This is a genomic window from Intestinimonas timonensis (genome assembly GCF_900626145.1).
Classification (GTDB): domain Bacteria; phylum Bacillota; class Clostridia; order Oscillospirales; family Oscillospiraceae; genus Intestinimonas; species Intestinimonas aquisgranensis.
The window spans coordinates 838,706-858,981 of record NZ_LR130816.1; the positions used below are offsets into that span (position 1 = coordinate 838,706).

Sequence of the window (20,276 nt, forward strand, 5' to 3'; positions counted from 1 at the left end):
GCCTGCCGGGACCGGCAGCGTGAGGAAGAAGGAAAGGAAGTTACCGCTATGGGATTCATTGATGAGATCAAGCGTCTGGCCCGTCCCTATGAGGACGAGGAAGACGATGAGGAGTTCGACGACTACGACGCCCCTGCCCCCCGCACCGAGCGCAAGGACAAGGTCCGGGACATCCGTGAGAGCACCGGCGCCATCTACGCCGCCGAGCCGGAGCCCCGCCGGAGCAACAAGGTGGTCAACATCCACACCACCACCCAGCTCCAGGTGGTGCTGGTGAAGCCCGACCGTTTCGAGAACGCCGCCGAGATCGCCGACCACCTGCGGGAGAAGCGCACCGTGGTCCTCAACCTGGAGCAGACCAACAAGGACATCGCCCGGCGCCTGCTGGACTTCCTCTCCGGCGTGGCCTACGCCAACGAGGGTAAGATCAAGAAGGTGGCCATCTCCACCTACATCATCACCCCCTATAATGTGGATATCTTGGGCGATCTCATCGACGAACTGGAGAACAACGGTCTCTACTTCTAACATATCGTTTTGCGCCCCCGGGGCGCCGACGACGACCAAAAAGAGATTATAAAAGCGGGGAGTGACCCTTTATGCTGACGCCGCAGGAGGTCTCCGAGCACGCCTTTGCCAAGGCGGGCTTTGGCGGCTACAATATGGCCATGGTGGACGAGTTTCTGGACCAGCTCACCGAGGACTACACCACGCTCTACAAGGAAAATGCCGTCCTCAAGAGCAAGATGAAGGTACTGGTGGACAAGGTGGAGGAGTACCGCTCCACCGAGGAGGCCATGCGCAAGACTCTGCTCACCGCCCAGCGGATGGCCGATGAGATCGTGAAAGAGGCCCAGGCGAGCAAGGACACCTTGGTACATCAGGCGGAGGAGGAGGCCAGGGCCCGTGTCCAGGGCCTGCGCCGGGAGGTGGAGGCCGAACAGCTGCGGCTCACCGCCGCCCAGAACGCCACCGCCGCCTACGTGGCCAAGCTCAAGGAGCTCTATCAGCACGAGCTGGACTATCTGGGCAGCCTGAGCAAGCTCACCCCGGAGTCTGCCGCTCCCGCCGACCCGGTGGACGCCGCCGCCGAGGAGATCCAGGCCACCATGGACCGAATCGCCCAGGAGGAGGTCCCCGCTCCGGCCCAGGCCGAGGAGGAGGATGATGACATCCCTCAGGAGGATGAGCGCCCCGGCGGGCTTTACAGCGACCTCACCGCCACCTTTGTAGACCGGGATGGTGAGACCGAGCGGAAGATCAAGGTGAACCCGGAGCGCCGGGCCGCTGAGATGGCCGAGGCCAAGGAGCCCGTGGACGACGAGCCCACCAAGCGTCTGAGCATCGATCTTGAACACCTTCAGTTCGGGAAGGACTACGAAATCAAGTGAGCCTACATAAAACGCGGGACCGCTTGAAACGGTCCCGCGTTTTTTTGCGTTTCGGGCAGGTCAAGGCACCCAAAGGCCGCATCTATGTTCCGGGCACCGGCGGCGTTACGGAGTAAGCCGACGATGCAAGTGACGTAGCAGTAGAACAGCCCCGGGGGGTACATCCAATAGGGGGGCCGAGGCCCCCCTGTGCTTGGTCGTTTCAAGGGGAGAATTGTCAAGGAGGGGGAAATCGAAATCCCCCTCCTTGACTGACTCTTTCGCCCCTTTCTGGTCACTCAGAAAGGGGCCCGCCGGAGGCCGCTCTCCACAAAAAGGACAGGGGGACTGACACCCTCTTATTTCAACCCTACTCCTCGGTCACGATCTCCCCGTGCTCCTGTTCGTATGCCTTCAAATAGCTCTCCACAGCAATACACAGCTGCATATTGATGGAGCGGCGGCCTTCCTTGGCCAGTACACGAATCTTGTCCATATGCTCTTTTTCCAGCCGCAGGGGATAGGGATTGGCCTGTACAGACATCACGGTCACTCCTTATGACTCTAATAGATGCTACCATCATATCTGCCTTTTGGTATTGTCTCAATAGTTCTAAAAGATACAAAAAGATATTGACATTGTGTATCTATATGATATTATATAGATACAAAATGAGTGAGGAATATGTCTTATCCCAAAAAAGACCAGACCATCTCCATTCAGGTAGACCGGGATACCAAAGCAAAGGCCACCTATCTGGCCGCCCAGGCCAACCGCAGCCTATCCAGCCACGTCCGCCAGCTCCTCCGCTTTCACATTAGGGAATATGAGTTCATCTACGGCCCCATCCGCATAGAAAAAGAGACGTTCACCGGTGAACAGATCCAGTAAAAACGGACAGTGACAAAAGCCCCCCTGATGTAGGAAAATAGACTACATCAGGGGGTTTTGTCATGAAGAAACGAAATTACACACACGTTCAAATGCTTTTACCAGAGATCAAGGCCATGTTGGCAGAGGGGAAAACACAGCGGGAAGTCGCAGAATACTATGGCTTCCGGAATAAGCAGGTGGTAAAAAGACTACTTGAGCGTGAGCGCCGTAAAGAACGAAAACTGGAAGCCGGAATCCGCCCACGACCGAAAGGACGGCCGAGAAAAGATGCTGCGCCAGGAGACGTTGTGGCAGAGCAGGCCTGTGAGATCCAACGGCTTCGCATGGAAAATAAACTACTGCGGGATTTTCTGCGCTTCACAGAAAGGAAGTGAGAGCAAAGGTAAAGTATCATATCATCTATCGTCACAGGACAGAGTATCCAGTGGCAGTCATGTGCAAATTCTTTGGAGTGTCCAGAAGCGGCTACTATGCTTTTGTCCATCGCCTAGGCAAGCCAGAAAAGGATGCGGCTCTTGCGGGGCTCATCGCACAGCAGCGGGAACGCAGCTTCCGCACCTACGGCTACCGGCGGATGTGGCTGTGGCTGAAAAGCCGGAATATCTTCTGCAATCCCAAAACTGTGCTGCGAATCATGAAGAAATATGATCTGCTCTCGGAGATCCGCCGCCGCAGGAAATGGCAGCAGATGGGGCGGCAGGCACACAAATACAGGAATCTGCTGAACAGGGAGTTCCATGCGGACAAACCTAACAGCAAATGGGTAACAGACATCTCCTACATCCACACCAGGCAGGGTGTGCTGTACCTTTCCATAATCCGGGACCTCTATGACAACAGCATCATCGCCTACAAGACTGGAACCCAGCAGACAGTGAATTTGGTTCTGGATACCGTTCATCTGGCAATGAAACAGGAGAAAAAGAGGGTCGCTGCGGAGTTGCAGCTCCACAGCGACCAAGGATTTCAGTACACCTCTGCAGCATACTTCAATCTGACTCAAGCATACGGAATCACACCATCCATGTCAAGGAAAGGAAACCCGTACGACAACGCCATGGCGGAAAATTTCTTCTCTATCCTCAAAACAGAATGTATTTACCGCCACAAACCGGCGACCTTTTCCGAAGCCAATGAGATGATTGACCGCTATATTTACTTCTATAACCATGAGCGCATCCAGTTAAAAACTGGAGAGGCGCCGCTGGCGCGACGCCTCTCCGCTTAAAACTTAATCTTTCCTACTAAGGGCTCTTTTTTGTACTGTCCGCACAATCTGGGGCAGTTCACCGGTCGGTGAACGTCTCTTTTGGTTTATGGTGTTATGATTACTCGCCCACCACAGCGGCGCAGCGGTCGCACAGCTCGGCGTGATGGCCGGCGGTGCCGATGGTGTCGCAGTGGTTCCAGCAGCGGGGGCACTTGGGGGCCTCGGACAGCTTGACGGCGATGGTGCAGGGGATGAGGGACTCCTCGTTCTTCTCGCCCTCCACCGCATCGGTGGTGACGGTGACCTTGGACACGATGCACAGGCTGGCCAGAGCCACGTCCTTCAGGAACTCCGCGTCGGCGGCGTTCACGGAGATGGTGACCTCGGTGTCCTGTGCCTTCTTGAACACACCGGCGTTGCGGGCATTCTCCAGAGCCTTGTTGACGGCGTCGCGCAGGGAGATGAGCTTGCCCCAGCGCTCCTGGTCGGCGGTGCTCAGGGTGAAGGCGGCGTTGTCAGAGGGCATGTCATTGAGCAGCACGCTCTCGGCGTTGACGCTCTGAGCATGCTTCATGGCGTGCCAGATCTCGTCGGAGGTGAAGGCCAGGATGGGGGCGATGAGGCGGGTCATGCCGTCCAGGATATAGTAGAGGGCTGTCTGGGCGGAGCGGCGCTCGGCCTCGTTGCCGCAGTAGAGCCGGTCTTTGATGATGTCCAGATAGAAGTTGGACATGTCCACCACGCAGAAGTTGTAGACGGCGCGGTAGACCCCGTGGAACTCATAGCGGTCGTAGGCGGCCCGGACGTTCTTCACCAGCTCGTTGAGGGCGTGGAGGGCGTAGCGGTCCAGGTCCATCAGCTTGTCCAGGGCCACGGCGTCGGTGTCGGGGTCGAAGTCACACAGGTTGCCCAGCATGTACCGGGCGGTGTTGCGGATCTTCAGGTAGGCCTGGGAGAGCTGCTTCATGATCTCCTTGGAGATGCGCATGTCCTGGGTGTAGTCGGCGGAGGCCACCCACAGCCGCAGCATGTCGGCGCCGTACTCCTTGATAACCTCATCGGGGGAGACGGCGTTGCCCAGGGACTTGTGCATGGCCTTACCCTCGCCGTCTACGGTCCAGCCGTGGGTGGCGATCTGGTGGTAGGGAGCCACGCCGTTCACGGCGATGGAGGTGAGCATGCTCGACTGGAACCAGCCGCGGTACTGGTCGCCGCCCTCCAGATAGAGGTCGGCAGGATACTTCAGGTAGGGGCGCACGTCGGCCACGGCGGCCCAGGTGGAGCCGGAGTCGAACCACACGTCCATGATGTCGGTCTCTTTGGAGAAGTGGGCCTTGCCGCACTTGGGGCACACAAAGCCCTCGGGCAGCAGATTCTTGGCCTCACGGTCGAACCACACGTTGGAGCCGTGCTCCCGGAAGAGCTCGGCCACGTGGGCAATGGTCTCGGGGGTCACGATATCGGCGCCGCAGTCGTCGCAGTAGAAGATGGGAATGGGTACGCCCCACACGCGCTGACGGGAGATGCACCAGTCGTTGCGCTCGGAGATCATGGAGATCATGCGCTCCTTGCCCCAGCCGGGGTGCCACTGGATCTCGTCGCAGGACTTGACGGCGGCGTCCTTGATGGCCTCCACGGAGCAGAACCACTGCTCGGTGGCGCGGTAGATGATGGGGTGCTTGCAGCGCCAGCAGTGGGGGTAGGAGTGGGTGATCTGCTCCTTGGCCACCAGGAAGCCCTCCTTCTCCAGGTCCTCCACCACCATGTCATTGCCCTTGGCGTAGAACTGGCCGTTGTAGCGCTCGTCGGTCATGACGCCCTTGGCGTTGACGGGCACGGGCACACCGATGTTGGTGAGGCCGGCCTTGTCGTACTGCTGGCAGATCTGGAAGTCCTCGGCGCCGAAGCCGGGGGCGGTGTGGACGCAGCCGGAGCCGGCGTCCAGAGTGACGTGCTCGCCGTTGAGGATGACGGACTCCCGGTCGAAGAGGGGGTGCTTGGCGGTCATCAGCTCGAACTCGCTGCCCTTCAGCTCGGCCAGGACCTTGCAGGCGTCATAGTCGATGTGGGCGGCCTTGCAGACGGACTCGGCCAGGTCCTTGGCCAGGACATACACGTCGCCGGAGGGCACCTGGAGGAGGACATAGTCGAAGTCGGCGTTGAGGCAGATGGCGAAGTTGCCGGGGATGGTCCAGGGGGTGGTGGTCCAGATCACGAAGTAGGTCTTGGAGAGGTCAGTGTACTGGGCCAGCTTGCCCTTGTCGTCCAGCACGGGGAACTTGACAAAGATGGTGGTACAGGGGTCGTCGGCGTACTCGATCTCGGCCTCGGCCAGAGCGGTCTGGTCGTGGGGGCACCAGTACACCGGCTTCATACCCTTGTAGATGAGGCCCTTCTCGGCCATCTTGCCAAAGACCTCGATCTGCTTGGCCTCGAACTCAGGGAGCAGAGTGATATAGGGGTTGTCCCACTCGCCCAGGACGCCCAGACGCTTGAACTGCTCGGTCATCTTGGCGATGTAGCTCTCGGCGTACTCCCGGCACTTGGTGCGGAACTGGGCGGTGGTCATCTCCTCCCGCTTCACGCTCTTGTCCTTCAGCACGGCGGACTCGATGGGCAGGCCGTGGGTGTCCCAGCCGGGGACGTAGGGGGCGCAGAAGCCCGTCATGTTCTTCTCTTTGACGATGATATCCTTGAGGATCTTGTTGAGGGCGGTGCCGATGTGGATGTTGCCGTTGGCGTACGGAGGGCCGTCGTGCAGCACAAAGGTGGGCTTGCCGTCGTTGCGGGCAACCATCTTCTTGTAGAGATCGTGGTCGTACATCTCCTGGAGCATGTCGGGCTCCCGCTTGGGCAGCCCCGCCCGCATGGGGAAGTCGGTCTGGGGCAGATGGACGGTCTGGTTGTAATCCATGGGTGTGGTCTCCTTTATATGAATTTATTTTGAATCCTTTGGGGAAAAAGGGAGTGAACTATGCGTCAGGGAAAGAAAAAACGCGCCTTTGTCTCTTCAAGAGACAAAGGCGCGTAAACCTCTGCGGTACCACTCTCATTGCCCGGGACATGCCCGGACCACTTTACGGCCGATAACGGTGCCTGCCGTCCCCGCTTACTGCGATTTTCAGCGGGCCGCTCCAAGGTGATCCTCCCGTCCCCTCGTCCTCCGCCTTGCACCAGTACGGCGGCTCTCTGTGCGGCGATGGGGGCGGTACCTGTCCTTTTCCGCGCGTTTTCCATATATGCGAACAGTATCTTATCCGTTTCCGGGCCGTTTGTCAAGCCCCGGAGGGCCTCAGCCGCCGTAGCGCAGGTCCAGAATCCCCACCACCTGGGCGATAAAGTCCTCCTCGCAGGGCCGCAGCACGGTGGCTCCCCAGTCCTTCACCGCCTGGGCGCAGTTGCCCGGGGCGAAGGGGATGGCCGACGCCGCCAGCATGGGGATGTCGTTCTGGTTGTCACCGGCGCAGTAGATGTTGGCCCGGTCGATGCCCAAGAGCTCCGCCAGCTTCAGGACCATGCCGCCCTTGCTGGCCGTCTTGGCGGTACACTCCAGCAGCACGGCGTTGGAGAAGATGGCCTCGTACCGGTCCCCCCAGCGGTCCCGGATGATCTTCTGGGCCTTCAGCAGGGCCTCGTGGTCGGCCTGGATCACCGCCTTGCTCCAGGGTGTGGGCATGTCCAGCAGGGCCCGCTCGGTCCACGTGGTCTTGACCCGCTCCACATGGCGCTGGGTGTGGGCGTTGGGGCGGTGGATGTAGACGTCGTCCCCGTGGTAGCACTCGATGCCCAGCTCGGGCATCTCCTCGCTCAGCGCGGTGAGGTCGGCCGCCGCCGTAGCGGGGAGGGGCAGGTCCACCACCACCCGGTCGGCGGAAAAGTCGTAGAGCATGGCCCCGTTGGAGAGCACCACCGGGGCGTTGATGGGTACGGTGTGGGCATAGGGGGCGAAGGTCCGCTTGGCCCGGCCGGTGGAGACGGTAAACACGCCGCCCTCGGCGGTGAAGTGTTCCAATGCGGCCCGGTTGGCAGGGGAGAGGACACAGCTGTCCCCCACCAGGGTGTCGTCAAAGTCGCTGGCCAGCAGCACGCCCGTAAATTTGCCCAATCAAATCACACCTTATCCAATGAGATCGCTCCCCGCGTAGTATTTCTTCATGGGCACGTACAGCAGCGCCGCGATGACCAGGGCCAGCACGGTGTTGGGGAGCATGTAGGAGCCGTTGTAGACCACGGAATAGAGCTCGGGGTTATCAAAGACCGTCCCCAGCACCTCGGTGGGGGCGGCGATACGGTAGATGGTGACGCCGCTGATGTAGTGGATGACGAAGCGGGCGGCGCAGCCCAGCACGGTGCCGGGGAAGATGCCCCAGGCCTTGCCCTTGAAGAGGCCGGCCAGGCCGAGGGGGGTGAAGGCCAGCAGGTAGTCCAGCAGCATGGACTGCCAGCCCAAGGCGTAGGCGCCGTCAAAGATCAGCTGCAAAAGGCCAAAGACGAAGCCCGCCAGCAATCCGTCCTTCAGGCCCCAGCGCAGGGCGAAGAGGAGGATGGGGAACATGGCGGGGGTGAGGGAACCGCCGTTGGGCAGCTCCATGAGCTTGATATAGCTGAGGATCTGGGCCAGAGCCACCATGATGGCACCCTCGCAGAGCATGCGGGTGGTGTTTTTGCGGCGGGCTCTGGGCTTGACATACGCGGTGTTGTCCATATCAATTTCTCCCTTTGCAAAAATGTACCGCAGCGCAAACCTGGATACTCTGCGCAATGCGGTACGGGAGAAACGACAAAAGGTCGAATCCTCTTCCTACGCCGGCATTACCCGGATCAGGTTCAAGGGACCGGGGGAAGCACTATTCCCCTGCATCTCAGCCGGCCTTGCGTCCAGCGCCCCTGTATTCGATTTGTCCTGCGGTCGGACCTCATTTTATCTCACCGCACGGGGATTGTCAAGAAAGGGGGGCAGGGGGGTGCCCCTCCGCCCCTCTTTATTCTTCACGATTCACTTTTCCCTCTTCCTTTTATTTGTGGGGCGCGACGACCCCGGCGCGCCCCACAAATGAAGCGCACCCTCATCCGCCCCAGTGTGCTCACTGGGGCACCTTCCCCCTTGGAGGGGGAAGGTATAAGAAACCACCTCCCACAAAACCTTCCCCCCTCAGGGGGGAAGGTGGCGGCGCAGCCGCCGGATGAGGGGGCGTTTAGGGATGGGAGATGCGGATTCTTCGGCTTCGCCTCAGAATGACGGGAGTGAAAAGCGTTGCAGTTGGCGGCGGCTCCTCACAGCCGCCCGTGCTCCAGCTTGTCCAGCACCGCCGTGAACCAGTGGGGCAGGGGGCACTCCACCGTCATGCGCTCCCCGGTGCGGGGGTGGACAAAGGAGAGCTTCCGGGCGTGGAGGCACTGGCCCGCCAGCCCCGGCACCGGCTTTTTGGCGCCGTACACCGCATCCCCCAGCAGGGGATGGCCGATGGAGGCCATATGGACCCGGATCTGGTGGGTGCGGCCCGTCTCCAGCCGGCAGCCGATGTGGGTATAGCCAGAATAACGCCCCAGCACCTCCCAGTGGGTCACCGCCTCACGGCCGTTTTTCCGGTCCACCGCCATCTTCTTCCGGTCCACCGGGTGGCGGCCGATGGGGGCGTCCACGGTGCCGCTGTCCTCCTTCAGACCCCCCACGCACACCGCCTCATAGTAGCGGTACAGGGAGTGGTCCTGAAGCTGGGCCGCCAGAGCCAGGTGGGCGGCGTCGTTCTTGGCGGCGATGATCAGCCCCGAGGTGTCCCGGTCGATGCGGTGGACGATGCCCGGCCGCAGTTCTCCGTTGATTCCGGAGAGACTATTTTTACAGTGATATAACAGAGCGTTGACCAAAGTGCCGTTGGGATGGCCGGGGGCGGGGTGGACCACCATGCCCACCGGCTTGTTGACCACGATGACGTCGGCGTCCTCGTAGACCACGTCCAGAGGGATGTCCTGGGGCAGGACGTCCACCGGCTCCGGGTCGGGGAGGGTGAGGTCCACCGCGTCCCCCACGGCGGTGCGGGCGTTCTTCTTCACGGCCTTGCCGTTGCAGGTGACCGCCCCCTCCTCAATGAGCCGCTGGGCCGCCGAACGGGTGAGGCCCTCCACGCTCCGGGCCAGGAACTGGTCCAGCCGCTCTCCGTCCTGGTCAGCCGTCAGCCGCAGATCCGTCATGGTCGTGAGCCCCCTCCTTTTTCTCCAGCTTGTCGTAGTAGAAGAGGAAGTAGAAGCAGAAGGCGATGCCGCCGCAGACCACGCAGATGTCGGCCACGTTAAAGACGGCAAAGCGCATGAACTGGAGGTTGAACATGTCGGTGACGAAGCCGAAGAGGGCCCGGTCGATGAGGTTGCCCACCGCCCCGGCAAAGACCACCGTCAGGGAGGTGACTCCGAAGGGGTGGCGGATCACCCGGCGCAGCAGGGCCACGGCGATGGCCACCGCCACCACCGCCGAGATGAGGGTCAGGACCCAGGTGTGGTCGGAGAAGATGGAAAATGCGGCGCCGGTGTTCTTCACGTAGGTGAGCTCCACCAGGCCGGGGAGGAAGGGGACGGAGGTCCCCAGGGGGATGTTTGCGCGGACCAGGTACTTGACCACCTGGTCGGCGGCCACCAGGACCGCCGCGAGCAGGGCATACAGCATAGCGGTAAAAACTCCTTGTCTCCGGCCCCAGGCCGGCCTGGCCCTTCAGAGGGCCGGTATCATACCTTTTCATTATATCAAAATCCGACCGGTTTACAATCACCTTTCTGCCCCGTCCTCTTTTTGGGACCGGCAATGTGATTTTCCCCCTTGACAGCAATCGAACATTTGTTGTATGATCGACTCGAACAAAAGTTCTGGAAACCTTTTGGGCACTGGTACCGTCTAAGAAAGTAAAAGGCACCCAATCAAACGGCGGCAGGCCCGCAGCATAGGAGGGATCGCGGTATGCAGACCATTTATTACAGGACGGAACACTTCATTCGCCACCAGGGGAACCTGGTGGATCTGGCGGCCTACCGCCAAAAGCTCTCCGCGGTCTCCGGCGGAGATCTGGCCCCCGTGCTGGAAGAGCCGGTGCCCGACCCGGAGCCCAGGGACCAGGGGCCCGAGCTCTATCTGCTGCCCAAGCCCGCCCCCATGAGCCCCCGCCGGCGCTCCGCGCGGCGGCAGCGGCGGCTCCGCCGCGCGGCGGTGGTGCTGGACCTGTGCGCCAGCGTCGCCGTGGTGGCCCTCACCGCCGGGGCCCTGGCCGCCTTCCTGAGCCTGCTGGGGTAGAGGTCATATCTGTCAGCGCCACCACGTCACAACGCCCACCCACGCAGGCGGCGAAAAAAGTTTGGATAGAACCACAGCTTGTCCCTGTTCCACCGGCGGAGTCTCCTGTGGACGGTGCTGGTGCTGGGCGGGGGCGTAAAGACGGGCCGCCGGATTCCTATTTGGCACCACTCAACCCGCCTGGAAGCCCCTTTTTCTTTGGATTCCAAAAACCGTTCTTTTTCCAGCAGGGAAAAAGAAACGGGTTTTGAGCCGTCTCTCCCGTCCTTTCCGGCGAAACCCGTCCAGCATAGCTGGCCGGGCCTACGCTAAAAATGTGCCGCCGGCACATTTTCTTTACGCTGCGGCCTCATCCGTCTGGCCTCTGGCCAGCCACCACGGGTTAAGGAAGAAGTCATTTCTTCTGACTGTCCACCGGACAGTCAGACCCTCAGGGGAAGGCTCACCCTACGCCGGGGCGGTTTCAGTATCACAGCATCCGCGCAGCGGACCTTTCCCCTTCGGGAAGGCCCGCTGCGCGGAATTTTTTTTGGCAAAACAGGAATTTTTCCTTTACTTTACGGCAAGGATATGATAATCTACTAAGGTATGAAAAGTGCCAATACCGCCCAGATGCCTCGTTTCGGGACACAGCCCGCTCTCACGCGGGGGTTTTCACCCGCCCGTTACGCAGCCCTCGGGCAAATCAAATGAAAGGTGGAATTTCCCATGATCCGTAAGGACGAAAAGACGGCCGTCATTGAGGCCAACCGCACCCACGCTACTGATACCGGTTCCCCCGAGGTGCAGATCGCCATTCTGACCGCCCGCATCCAGGAGCTCACCGAGCACCTGAAGATCCACATCCACGACAACCACAGCCGCCGCGGCCTGCTGAAGATGGTCGGTAAGCGCCGTAAGATGCTGGACTACCTGGCCAAGAAGGACGTGGAGCGTTACCGCGCCATCATCGCCAAGCTGGGCATCAGAAAGTAAGAAGTGAATGAGGGTGGTGTGGGCTTCCGCACCACCCTTTCTTCCAATCCGCCCCATTTTTCACCCGCGTTCAGAGCCCAAACGGCTTTTTTAGCAGTTGAACCTGTGCCCGGAGCGCCCGGACCCACGTTCAAATGCTAAAAACGGCCAGACGGCTCTGACGTGCATCCAGATTACAAAGGAGGAACAACATGTCAACCGTCATCACTCACAAGCAGTTCCCCAACCACAAGACCTACAAGATGGACCTGTGCGGCCATCCCCTCACCATCGACGTGGGCAAGGTGGCCGAGCTGGCCACCGCCTCCGCCATAGTCTCCTACGGCGAGACCACCGTGCTGGTGGCTGTCACCGCCGCCCCCCGTCCCCGGGACGGCGTGGACTTCTTCCCCCTGAGCGTGGACTTTGAGGAGAAGCTCTACGCCGTTGGCCGCATCCCCGGCTCTTTCATGCGCCGTGAGGGTCAGCCCTCCCTGCCCGCCGTGCTGGCCGCCCGCGTCATCGACCGCTCCATCCGTCCCCTCTTCCCCTACGACTTCCGCAACGATGTGGTGGTCACCTGCACCGTCATGAGCGTGGACCGGGACTGCTCTCCCGAGATGACCGCCATGATCGGTGTGTCCGCCTGCCTTGCCTACTCCGAGATTCCCTGGGCCGGCCCCATCGGCTGCATGGAGATGGGCTACGTGGACGGCCAGATTGTCAAGAACCCCACCCAGGAGCAGAAGCACGCCTCCAAGCTGGACCTCACTGTGGCCGCCACCGACGGCAAGGTCATCATGATCGAGGCCGGCGCCGACCAGATCCCCGACGACATCATGTATGACGCCATCCTGCAGGCCCACGAGGAGTGCCGCAAGCAGGTGGCCTTCATCAACGAGATCGTCGCCGAGATCGGCCGTGAGAAGATGACCTACGACCATGCCGCCTTCGACCAGGAGCTCTTCGACGACATCGTCGCCAACTTCATGGACGAGGCCAAGGCCGCCATGGACACCGACGACAAGAACATCCGGGAGTCCCGCTGGAACGCCATGATCGAGAAGTGGCACGAGAAGTACCTGGAGAGCCACCCCGACATGGACCAGTACCTGGAGGAGATCACCTACAAGTTCCAGAAGAAGATCGTCAAGGCCTGGCTCCTGGAGGGCCACCGCGTGGACGGCCGCGCCAAGAACGAGATCCGTCCCCTGGCTGCCGAGGTGGGCGTGCTGCCCAAGGTCCACGGCTCCGGCCTCTTCACCCGCGGCCAGACCCAGGTCCTCTCCATCTGCACCCTGAACACCCTCTCCGCCGCCCAGAAGCTGGACACCATCTGGGAGGAGGAGGAGAAGCGGTACATGCACCACTACAACTTCCCCGCCTACTCCACCGGTGAGGCCCGTGCCGCCCGGTCCACCAACCGCCGCGAGAAGGGCCACGGCGCCCTGGCCGAGCGCGCTCTGGACCCCGTCATCCCCCCTGTGGAGGAGTTCCCCTACGCCATTCGCGTGGTTTCCGAGGTCCTGAGCTCCAACGGCTCCACCTCCCAGGGCTCCATCTGCGGCTCCACCCTGGCCCTCATGGACGCCGGCGTGCCCATCAAGGCCCCCGTGGCCGGCATCTCCTGCGGCCTCATCCAGGACGATGACGGCGGCTTCACCACCTTCATTGACATCCAGGGCGTGGAGGACTTCCACGGCGAGATGGACTTCAAGGTGGCCGGCACCAAGGCCGGTATCACCGCCATCCAGATGGACATCAAGAACGACGGCCTCTCCCACGCCATCATCAAGGAGGCCCTGGAGATCACCAAGGACGCCCGCTACGCCATCCTGGACGAGATCATGCTCCCCTGCATCTCCAAGCCCCGGGAGGACGTGGCCGACACCGCCCCCAAGATGGTCAAGATGAAGATCGACCCCGACAAGATCCGCGAGGTCATCGGCTCCGGCGGCAAGGTCATCCAGAAGATCTGCGCCGACACCGGCGCCAAGATCGACATCGAGGACGACGGCACCATCTACATCGCCGGTGTGGACAAGGCCTCCTGCGACGCCGCCAAGAAGACCATCGAGACCATCGTCTTCGTGCCTGAGGTGGGTCAGCTGTACTACGGCAAGGTGGTCCGCATCCTGCCCTTCGGCGCCTTCGTGGAGTTGGCTCCCGGCAAGGACGGCATGGTCCACATCTCCAAGCTCTCCAACCGCCGCGTGGAGAAGTGCGAGGACGTGGTCAACATCGGCGACATGATCTGGGTCAAGGTCATCGAGATCGACGAGAAGGGCCGCGTGAACCTGTCCTACAAGGACGCCCTCCGCGAGCTGGAGAACAACCCCGGCCTGAAGAAGTAAGAACGCCCAAGTGACCGGGCGGGCGGAACCACATCCGCCCGCCCGGTTTTTTCTATGGTGCGCAAACAGCCGGGGCAGCCTTTGCCGCCCCGGCTGTGATCCGGCGCTGTTTTGCTATTTTCCATACCGGAAGTGGAAGGTCTTCTCTCCTGTGATCGGCTGGTAGAGGGTGTCTGTATCCGGCTCGTAGACCAGCTGACTCGTGAGGCCCTCCGCCCCATAGGTGAGCCACACCTGCCAGCCCCCTTCCGTATCATAGACGATATACAGGAGCTCGTCCAGGCTGGAGATCCCCCGCAGCCCCTGGCAGTCCGGCAGCCAGTCCTCCAGCACATCGGAGGTGTAGGTGCCCGTCTCCAGAGGCTCGCCGTCGTTGTCCAGCACCTCCGTGGTCTCAGGGACGCAGTGTGTCAGCAGCCCTTCCGCGGTGAGGGCGGTCTTTTCCCCGTCGGGCGGGGTCACCCGGTAGAGGCCGTAGGCCTCCCGCTCCTGGTCGGACATGGACACGGTGCGGCTCTGCCCGTTCCACCACCGGACCCCCAGGACACCCGCCAGAATAAGCGCCGCGGCCAGAACCAGCAGACCCCACTTCCACCTGCTCCGGCGGCCGGTATACCCTTTCATATGTCCCGCTCCCTTCCATCTGTTTTTGTCCGGGCCTTTTCAGCCCCATCATATCCGATTTTTCACACTCTGTCAACCTGGAGCGCCCGCCGCTCCCCGCGAAGCTCACGAAAGGGGTGCCCGCCATGGAACTGGATACGCTTTGGAGCCAGGCCGGAGCCGCCGGGTGGGGGACCTGCGCCTACGCCGACCTGCTGCCCCACATGGATGAGCATGCTCAGGCCAAGGCGGAGGGGCTCTGTCCCGCCCCCGCCGGGGTGTATGTGGCCGCCTTTCCCTACTACGCCGGGGAGGTCCCCGGCAACCTGTCCCGCTACGCCCGGGGAGAGGACTACCACACCGCCCTGGCCCGGCGGCTCGCTCCTGTCTGCGCCGCCCTGGAGGAGGCCCATCCTTTCCACAAATTTATCCCACTTGTGGACAACTCCCCCCTGCCGGAGCGGGAGGCCGCCCATCTGGCCGGGCTGGGCCTGCGGGGAAAGAACGGCCTCGTCATCCTGCCCCCCTGGGGGAGCTGGCTCTTTCTGGCCACGGTCCTCACCGACCTGCCCCTGCCCTCCGCCCCCGCGCCCTCCCCCGACTGCATGGGCTGCGGCGCCTGCCTGGCCGCCTGTCCCGGGAAAGCCCTGGGCCCCAATGGGTTTGACATTTCCATCTGTCTCTCCGAGCTCACCCAGCGCAAGGGGGAGCTGACGGCGGAGCAGACTGACCTTCTCCGCCGCCACGACCTCATCTGGGGCTGCGACGCCTGCCAGACCGTCTGCCCCTACAACCGTGATGTCCCCACCACGCCCCTGCCGGAGTTCCGGGACAAGCTTCTTTCCACACTGACCACCAAAGATGTGGAAAACTCCACCCGGAAACAGTTCCAGGCCGCCTTCCCGGACCGGGCCTTTACCTGGCGTGGCCCCGGCGTGCTGGAGCGGAACCTGAAGCTGAAAGAAGAGAAATAAAAGAGCGCCGGCTTTGGACGAGAGTCCAAAGCCGGCGATTTTTGTTAGTTCAGACGCCCCATGCCGTGCAGAAAGAGGACCAAGCCCACGCCGCAGGCAGCCGCTCCCAGCAGGAGGGCCCAGCCGGTGCCCAGGTCGGCGGCAGCCCCAAAGGCGGGGTTTAAAGCTGCCTCCGTCAGCTCCATGACCATGGCGTTGCAGGAGAGCTGGGCGGCGGCGCATCCCGGAGGGGCGGCGGCGTTCTGGAGGTCCAGGGAGACCGGCTCAAAGAGGGCTCCCGCCGCCCGAAGCCCCATGATCCCCAGCACCGACGCCCCAGGCAGGGGAAGGAGGGCCATCATGAGGCACAGGGCGGCGCTGCCCCCCAGCAGCAAAAGGACACCGCCCCGCCTTCCCAGCCTGCCGGTGAGCCGGTGGGACCGGACCCCCGCCAGAGCGGCCAGGGTGACCAGGAGATAGAGGAGGCCGAACCACCGGAGGGGGATGCCGGAGCGCTGGTACTGGAGCTGGGAGAGGAAAACGGTGACGAACTGCACCGTCTCGGTGAAGAGGGCGGCCCCCACCAGCAGGGGGGCGTGGGCAAGGCTCCACCCCAGGGCGGCGCGGAGGGGCGGGCGCTCCTCCGCCGGGGGCGCCGCCCCCTGGGGCTCGGTGAGGAAGAGGGTGAGGAGGGCGGCCAGGCCGTAGGTCACCACCGTCCACCCGGCGGCGGAGCGGTAGTTCTCCCCAAAAAAGAGGGTAGAGCACACCCCCGCCGTCACCAGTCCGGCGGTCTGGACGGCTCCCCACATGCCGAAGCGCCGCTGTCCCTCCTCTGGGGCGCCGCAGGCGTAGAGGTAGGCGGAGTCACAGCCGGAGAGCCCGGCCAGGGCCACGGCCAGGATGACCCGCTCCAGCAGGAAGTCCCCAAAGCCGTCCGCCCGCCAAAAGACCACCTTGGAGAGGGCGTAGAGGGCGGTGGAGAGGACGATGACCCGCCGGTGGCCCAGCCGGTCGGCCACACGGCCCCAAGGGATCTCCAGCAGGAGCATGAGGGCCACCGACACCGACTCGATGAACCCCATCTGAGCCAGAGTGAGACCGGCGGACTGGCGGTAGAGGGTGGCCACAGGGGCGTAAAAGCACAGCCCCTCCAAAAAATAGGCAGCAAAAAAGAGCGCGGTATTGCGCCTGGTATCCATCTGTATTTCCTCCTGTTTTCGTTCTGGCGCGGCCAAATGGGCAGCGCCGGAAGGCCCGCCGCAGGCGGACCCAACGAAACAGAGGGGCATCAGATGGGACCAAACATCAACACACGCGCTCCTTTCAAAGATACAGAAATTACAGCCGCCGCAGCAGCAGGCCGCTCATGGGGGAGAGTCGGATGGCGGCCTGGCCGGTCTCGGCGTTGGCGGGCCACACCATGGACCCGTCCACCTGGGCCCAGCTGCCCGCCACGGTGAGAACGGTGGGCCGGTCGCCGGCGTTGGCGGCGCAGAGGACGCTGTCCCCCTCCCAGGTCCGGGTGAAGGCCAGCACCGCTCCCTCCGCCCTCACATAGGCGATGTCCCCCTTCCGCAGGGGGGTGAGCTCCTTCCGGGCCCTGCCCAGGGCGGTATACCAGGCGGTGAGGTCCTGGTCCTCGCTCCCCCAGGGGAAGGTGCGGCGGTTGAAGGGGTCCTCGAAGCCCTCCATGCCCGCCTCGTCGCCGTAGTAGGTGGTGGGGCTGCCCGGGAAGGCGTACTGCACCAGGGAGGCCAGCCGCAGCCGCTGCACCCCCAGGGCCCGCTGCTCCGGGGTGAGCCGGTAGGTGGACCGCCACTCCTTGCTCTCCCCGCCGCAGTCGCCCCCCACCCCCAGCAGGGTGAGGATGCGGGGGGTGTCGTGGGTGCCCAGGGAGTTCATGGCGGAGTAGAAGGCGGCGGGGGGGTAGTTCTCCCGCAAAGTCTCCATGGTCTCCCGAAAAGCCCCGGCGTTGTGGGAGAGGAGCCAGGTGAGGAGGGCGCTGCGGAATGGGTAGTTCATGAGGCCGTCCAGATAGCCCCCCAGCAGGTGCTTGCGGCGGACGCCGTAGGCCACCTTGTTGGAGCCGTCCTCCCACACCTCGCCGATGATGACGGCCTCCGGCTTCACCGCCCGGGCGGCGGCGTGGAGCTTCCCCACGAACTCGTCGGGGAGCTCGTCGGCCACGTCCAGCCGCCAGCCGTCGGCCCCCGCCTCCAGCCACCGGCGGACGATGCTGTTTTCATTCTCGATGATATAGTCCACATAGCTGGGCTCGCTCTCGTTCACCGCCGGCAGGGAGTAGATGCCCCACCAGGACTCATACCGGTCCGGCCAGTGGGAGAAGTGGTACCAGTTATAGTAGGGGGACTCCTTGGACTGGTGGGCCCCCAGATCGGGGTAGGAGCCGTCCCCGTTGAAATACTTGCTCACGAAGCCCTGGTGGTTGAAGACCCCGTCCAGCATCACCCGCATGCCCCTGGCCCGGGCGGCGGCGCACAGCAGGGAGAAGTCCTCGTTGGTGCCCAGCATGGGGTCAATTTTTTCATAGTCGCCGGTGCCGTAGCGGTGGTTCTCCGGGGCCTCGAAGATGGGGCAGAAGTAAAGGGTCTCCACCCCCAGGCTCTGGAGGTAGTCCAGCTTCTCCACCACTCCCGCCAGGGAGCCGCCGAAGAAGTCCCGGTTGCGGACCTCCCCCCGCTCATCGGGCCGCCACACCGGCTCCTCAAACCAGCCGGTGTGGACGCTGCGGCCCCCCACCATGCCGGTGGGGTCGGGGACGCTGGTGCGGCGGAATCGGTCGGGGAAGATCTGGTAGGTTACACCCTCCCCGAACCAGGCAGGCACCTCCGCGGTACCGTCGTAGACGGTGAGCTGCCGCTCCGGCAGCTCCAAACACTTGCCGTCCAGCCGCTCCAGCCGGAAGGAGTACCACACCAGGCCCAGATAGCCGGCGGTGTCCAGTTCACAGGAAAAGAGGTCCCGGTCCCCGTCCAGCCCCGTCCAGGGCATGGGGAGGGTCACCGTCTCGTCGTTCCGAAACTCAAACCGTGCCTTCACAAAGGCCCGGGACCAGCCGTCCCCTCTCCAGGGGCGGAGGGTGAGGCGCACCGGAACGCCCGATGCCACCGCCCCGTAGGGGGTCTTGCACCGGGGGTCCCGGGAGTCAAAAATAGGCGTGTCAGTCAAACTACATCACTCACGATCGCGCAGAATGGGCAGCGGGCACCTCAGTCCGGCCGGTGGTAGTACTTTCTGAACTTCACGAAGTGGCCCAGCTGGTTTTTCTCCAGTCTCAGTTTACGCTTGAAAGCGGCGTCGGGTCCGTAGAGGAGGGGGTTGGTCACCGCTCCCGCCCGGATGAGGGCCTTCATCTCCTGGTGGTAGCGCTTGGGGGTATAGTCGAAGGCCACCTTGTGGGGGACCACCATCCATAGGGAGCGGTTCCGTGTGACGGTGAGCTCCAGGTCCTTATGCTCCACCCGGTCCTCCACCAGGAGCTTGGCCAGATTGTAGCCCGCCCCGGTCACATAGTAGTTGCTGCGGCCCTGGCGGGTGTTGATCTCAAAGGCCTTGAAGTTCCCGTCCCGCTGGTCGTACTTGATGTCGAAGTTGGAAAAGCCGGTAAAGCCCACGTCCTCCAGGAAGGCCTTGAATTTTTCCGCCATACCGTCGGCGGGCTCGGTGATGATGACGGCGTGGTTGCCGATGCCGTGGGGGGTGTGCTCCTCCAGGAGCACATGGCCCAGGCACATCAGCTTCACCTGAGCATGCTCATCGGAGTAGCAGGTGAGGACCCGCATGAAGCTGTCGTCCCCGGGGATGAACTCCTGGATGATCATGGCGTCGGGGTAGCCGGCGGCGTAGACCTTGTCCAGGGTGGCCTCCAGGCTCTCCCGGTCGGGGAGGGTAAAGACCTTTTCGCTCCCTGGGAAGTCGTGCTCCCAGTAGTGGACGCCGTTGGCCGGCTTGCAGATATAGGGCGGCTCGAAGGGCAGCTGGAAGTCGTGGCCCATCTCCTTGTGGTAGACGAAGGTGGCCGGGTGGTCAATGCCGTACTGGTCGCACAGCTCATAAAACCGCTCCTTGTCGGTGAGCTCGTCCATGAGCGCCAGGTCGATATAGGGGGCGATGACGTTGGCCGGGAACCGGTCCTTGTACTGGGCCGCCAGCTTCACGTAGCTGTCGCCGCAGCCGATGACCAGCACCGTCTTGTCCGGGTTGGCCCGGGCGAACTTGCACACGTTGTCGTAGAAGGTGGGCCCGTCCTCGTTCTTGGCGCACACCCGGTAGTCCAGGATGGCGCTCTCATAGCACACGCCGGTGGCGAACTTGCCGTAAGCGGTGGAGCGGATGCCGTAGGCCTCGTGGAAGGCCCGGGCCATGCTGTACACGTTGATGTCCCCGCCGAAGAGGAGGGGGAGGAAGGTTGTCTCCATCATTGTTCAGCTCCCTGAAAGATGATCTCATACCAGTGCTTGTCTCCGCCGGGGCCCATGGGGACCACCCGGACGGGATACCGGGCCGCCGCCCAGGCGGCCTCCTCGTCGGTGAGCCGCAGCTCCCGGCGGCGGATGCCGCCCCCGGCAAAGGCCTCGGACAGCTTCTTGTCCAGTTGCGCTTCTCTCTCTGTCATGGCTTGGCTCCTCGGCGGG

20 protein-coding genes, 1 riboswitch and 1 other annotated feature are annotated in these 20,276 nt (G+C 62.7%); of the genes, 9 read left to right on the top strand and 11 right to left on the bottom strand.

Annotated features, from left to right (window positions below; translation table 11 throughout):
• Positions 1–48 precede the first annotated feature (48 nt).
• Positions 49–528 carry a cell division protein SepF gene (locus E0E29_RS04210; RefSeq protein ID WP_130848772.1) on the top strand — a complete coding sequence of 160 codons (480 nt, stop codon included), beginning with the start codon at positions 49–51 and terminating at the stop codon, positions 526–528.
• A 71-nt stretch (positions 529–599) separates the two neighbouring features.
• Positions 600–1,391 (top strand): DivIVA domain-containing protein, encoded by a 792-nt coding sequence (locus tag E0E29_RS04215; protein ID WP_130848773.1) that lies wholly within the window; start codon positions 600–602, stop codon positions 1,389–1,391.
• Positions 1,392–1,740: 349 nt separating this feature from the next.
• Here E0E29_RS04215 and E0E29_RS04220 read toward each other — a convergent pair whose 3' ends face one another.
• On the bottom strand, positions 1,741–1,914 hold the full coding sequence (locus E0E29_RS04220) for an Arc family DNA-binding protein (protein ID WP_130848774.1): 174 nt from the start codon (positions 1,912–1,914) through the stop codon (positions 1,741–1,743).
• 141 nt (positions 1,915–2,055) lie between these two features.
• Between E0E29_RS04220 and E0E29_RS04225 the strand changes: the two genes are divergently transcribed.
• The 3 genes from E0E29_RS04225 (at position 2,056) to E0E29_RS04235 (ending at position 3,493) form a co-directional block, all read left to right on the top strand.
• Positions 2,056–2,262, top strand: a complete 207-nt coding sequence (locus E0E29_RS04225; RefSeq protein ID WP_130848775.1) for a hypothetical protein — start codon at positions 2,056–2,058, stop codon at positions 2,260–2,262.
• A gap of 62 nt (positions 2,263–2,324) precedes the next feature.
• Entirely contained in the window at positions 2,325–2,639 is a 315-nt protein-coding gene (locus tag E0E29_RS04230; RefSeq protein WP_130848458.1) for an imidazolonepropionase, read from the top strand.
• A gap of 50 nt (positions 2,640–2,689) precedes the next feature.
• Positions 2,690–3,493 (top strand): IS3 family transposase, encoded by an 804-nt coding sequence (locus E0E29_RS04235; protein ID WP_242622339.1) that lies wholly within the window; start codon positions 2,690–2,692, stop codon positions 3,491–3,493.
• Between the two features lie 100 nt (positions 3,494–3,593).
• On the opposite strand, the gene ileS is transcribed toward E0E29_RS04235, so the two are convergent.
• From ileS to lspA, 5 genes are all read right to left on the bottom strand, one after another.
• Positions 3,594–6,389: an isoleucine--tRNA ligase gene (gene ileS / locus E0E29_RS04240; protein ID WP_130848776.1), complete on the bottom strand. Its 2,796-nt coding sequence runs from the start codon at positions 6,387–6,389 to the stop codon at positions 3,594–3,596.
• A 96-nt stretch (positions 6,390–6,485) separates the two neighbouring features.
• Positions 6,486–6,709 (bottom strand) — a binding site (T-box leader).
• A gap of 58 nt (positions 6,710–6,767) precedes the next feature.
• Complete coding sequence (locus tag E0E29_RS04245) at positions 6,768–7,580, bottom strand: HAD-IIB family hydrolase (RefSeq protein ID WP_165449785.1); 813 nt, start codon at positions 7,578–7,580, stop codon at positions 6,768–6,770.
• 12 nt (positions 7,581–7,592) lie between these two features.
• On the bottom strand, positions 7,593–8,180 hold the full coding sequence (gene thiT, locus E0E29_RS04250) for an energy-coupled thiamine transporter ThiT (RefSeq protein WP_242622366.1): 588 nt from the start codon (positions 8,178–8,180) through the stop codon (positions 7,593–7,595).
• 74 nt (positions 8,181–8,254) lie between these two features.
• Positions 8,255–8,374: riboswitch (TPP riboswitch) on the bottom strand.
• Between the two features lie 375 nt (positions 8,375–8,749).
• The gene (locus E0E29_RS04255) at positions 8,750–9,667 is read right to left on the bottom strand and encodes an RluA family pseudouridine synthase (RefSeq protein ID WP_130848777.1); all 918 of its coding nucleotides are present in this window, start codon (positions 9,665–9,667) and stop codon (positions 8,750–8,752) included.
• Complete coding sequence (gene lspA / locus E0E29_RS04260) at positions 9,642–10,136, bottom strand: signal peptidase II (RefSeq protein ID WP_130848778.1); 495 nt, start codon at positions 10,134–10,136, stop codon at positions 9,642–9,644. The genes E0E29_RS04255 and lspA overlap by 26 nt, the downstream gene beginning before the upstream one ends.
• Positions 10,137–10,424: 288 nt before the next feature.
• Here lspA and E0E29_RS04265 point away from each other — a divergent pair, with 288 nt between their 5' ends.
• The 3 genes from E0E29_RS04265 (at position 10,425) to E0E29_RS04275 (ending at position 14,062) form a co-directional block, all read left to right on the top strand.
• Positions 10,425–10,754: a hypothetical protein gene (locus tag E0E29_RS04265; protein WP_130848779.1), complete on the top strand. Its 330-nt coding sequence runs from the start codon at positions 10,425–10,427 to the stop codon at positions 10,752–10,754.
• 708 nt (positions 10,755–11,462) lie between these two features.
• Entirely contained in the window at positions 11,463–11,729 is a 267-nt protein-coding gene (rpsO, locus tag E0E29_RS04270) for a 30S ribosomal protein S15 (protein ID WP_130848780.1), read from the top strand.
• A 191-nt stretch (positions 11,730–11,920) separates the two neighbouring features.
• Positions 11,921–14,062 (top strand): polyribonucleotide nucleotidyltransferase, encoded by a 2,142-nt coding sequence (locus E0E29_RS04275; RefSeq protein WP_130848781.1) that lies wholly within the window; start codon positions 11,921–11,923, stop codon positions 14,060–14,062.
• Between the two features lie 114 nt (positions 14,063–14,176).
• Here E0E29_RS04275 and E0E29_RS04280 read toward each other — a convergent pair whose 3' ends face one another.
• Entirely contained in the window at positions 14,177–14,686 is a 510-nt protein-coding gene (locus tag E0E29_RS04280; protein ID WP_130848782.1) for a hypothetical protein, read from the bottom strand.
• Between the two features lie 125 nt (positions 14,687–14,811).
• Between E0E29_RS04280 and E0E29_RS04285 the strand changes: the two genes are divergently transcribed.
• The gene (locus E0E29_RS04285; protein WP_130848783.1) at positions 14,812–15,639 is read left to right on the top strand and encodes an epoxyqueuosine reductase; all 828 of its coding nucleotides are present in this window, start codon (positions 14,812–14,814) and stop codon (positions 15,637–15,639) included.
• A 44-nt stretch (positions 15,640–15,683) separates the two neighbouring features.
• Here the strand turns inward: E0E29_RS04285 and E0E29_RS04290 are convergent, their stop codons facing one another.
• From E0E29_RS04290 to E0E29_RS04305, 4 genes are all read right to left on the bottom strand, one after another.
• On the bottom strand, positions 15,684–16,820 hold the full coding sequence (locus tag E0E29_RS04290; protein WP_165449786.1) for an MFS transporter: 1,137 nt from the start codon (positions 16,818–16,820) through the stop codon (positions 15,684–15,686).
• A gap of 139 nt (positions 16,821–16,959) precedes the next feature.
• Positions 16,960–18,810: a glycoside hydrolase family 13 protein gene (locus E0E29_RS04295; RefSeq protein WP_130848785.1), complete on the bottom strand. Its 1,851-nt coding sequence runs from the start codon at positions 18,808–18,810 to the stop codon at positions 16,960–16,962.
• Positions 18,811–18,851: 41 nt separating this feature from the next.
• Positions 18,852–20,063 (bottom strand): ATP-grasp domain-containing protein, encoded by a 1,212-nt coding sequence (locus E0E29_RS04300; protein ID WP_130848786.1) that lies wholly within the window; start codon positions 20,061–20,063, stop codon positions 18,852–18,854.
• Complete coding sequence (locus E0E29_RS04305) at positions 20,060–20,257, bottom strand: hypothetical protein (protein WP_130848787.1); 198 nt, start codon at positions 20,255–20,257, stop codon at positions 20,060–20,062. Before E0E29_RS04305 ends, E0E29_RS04300 begins: the two co-directional genes overlap by 4 nt.
• Positions 20,258–20,276: the final 19 nt, after the last annotated feature.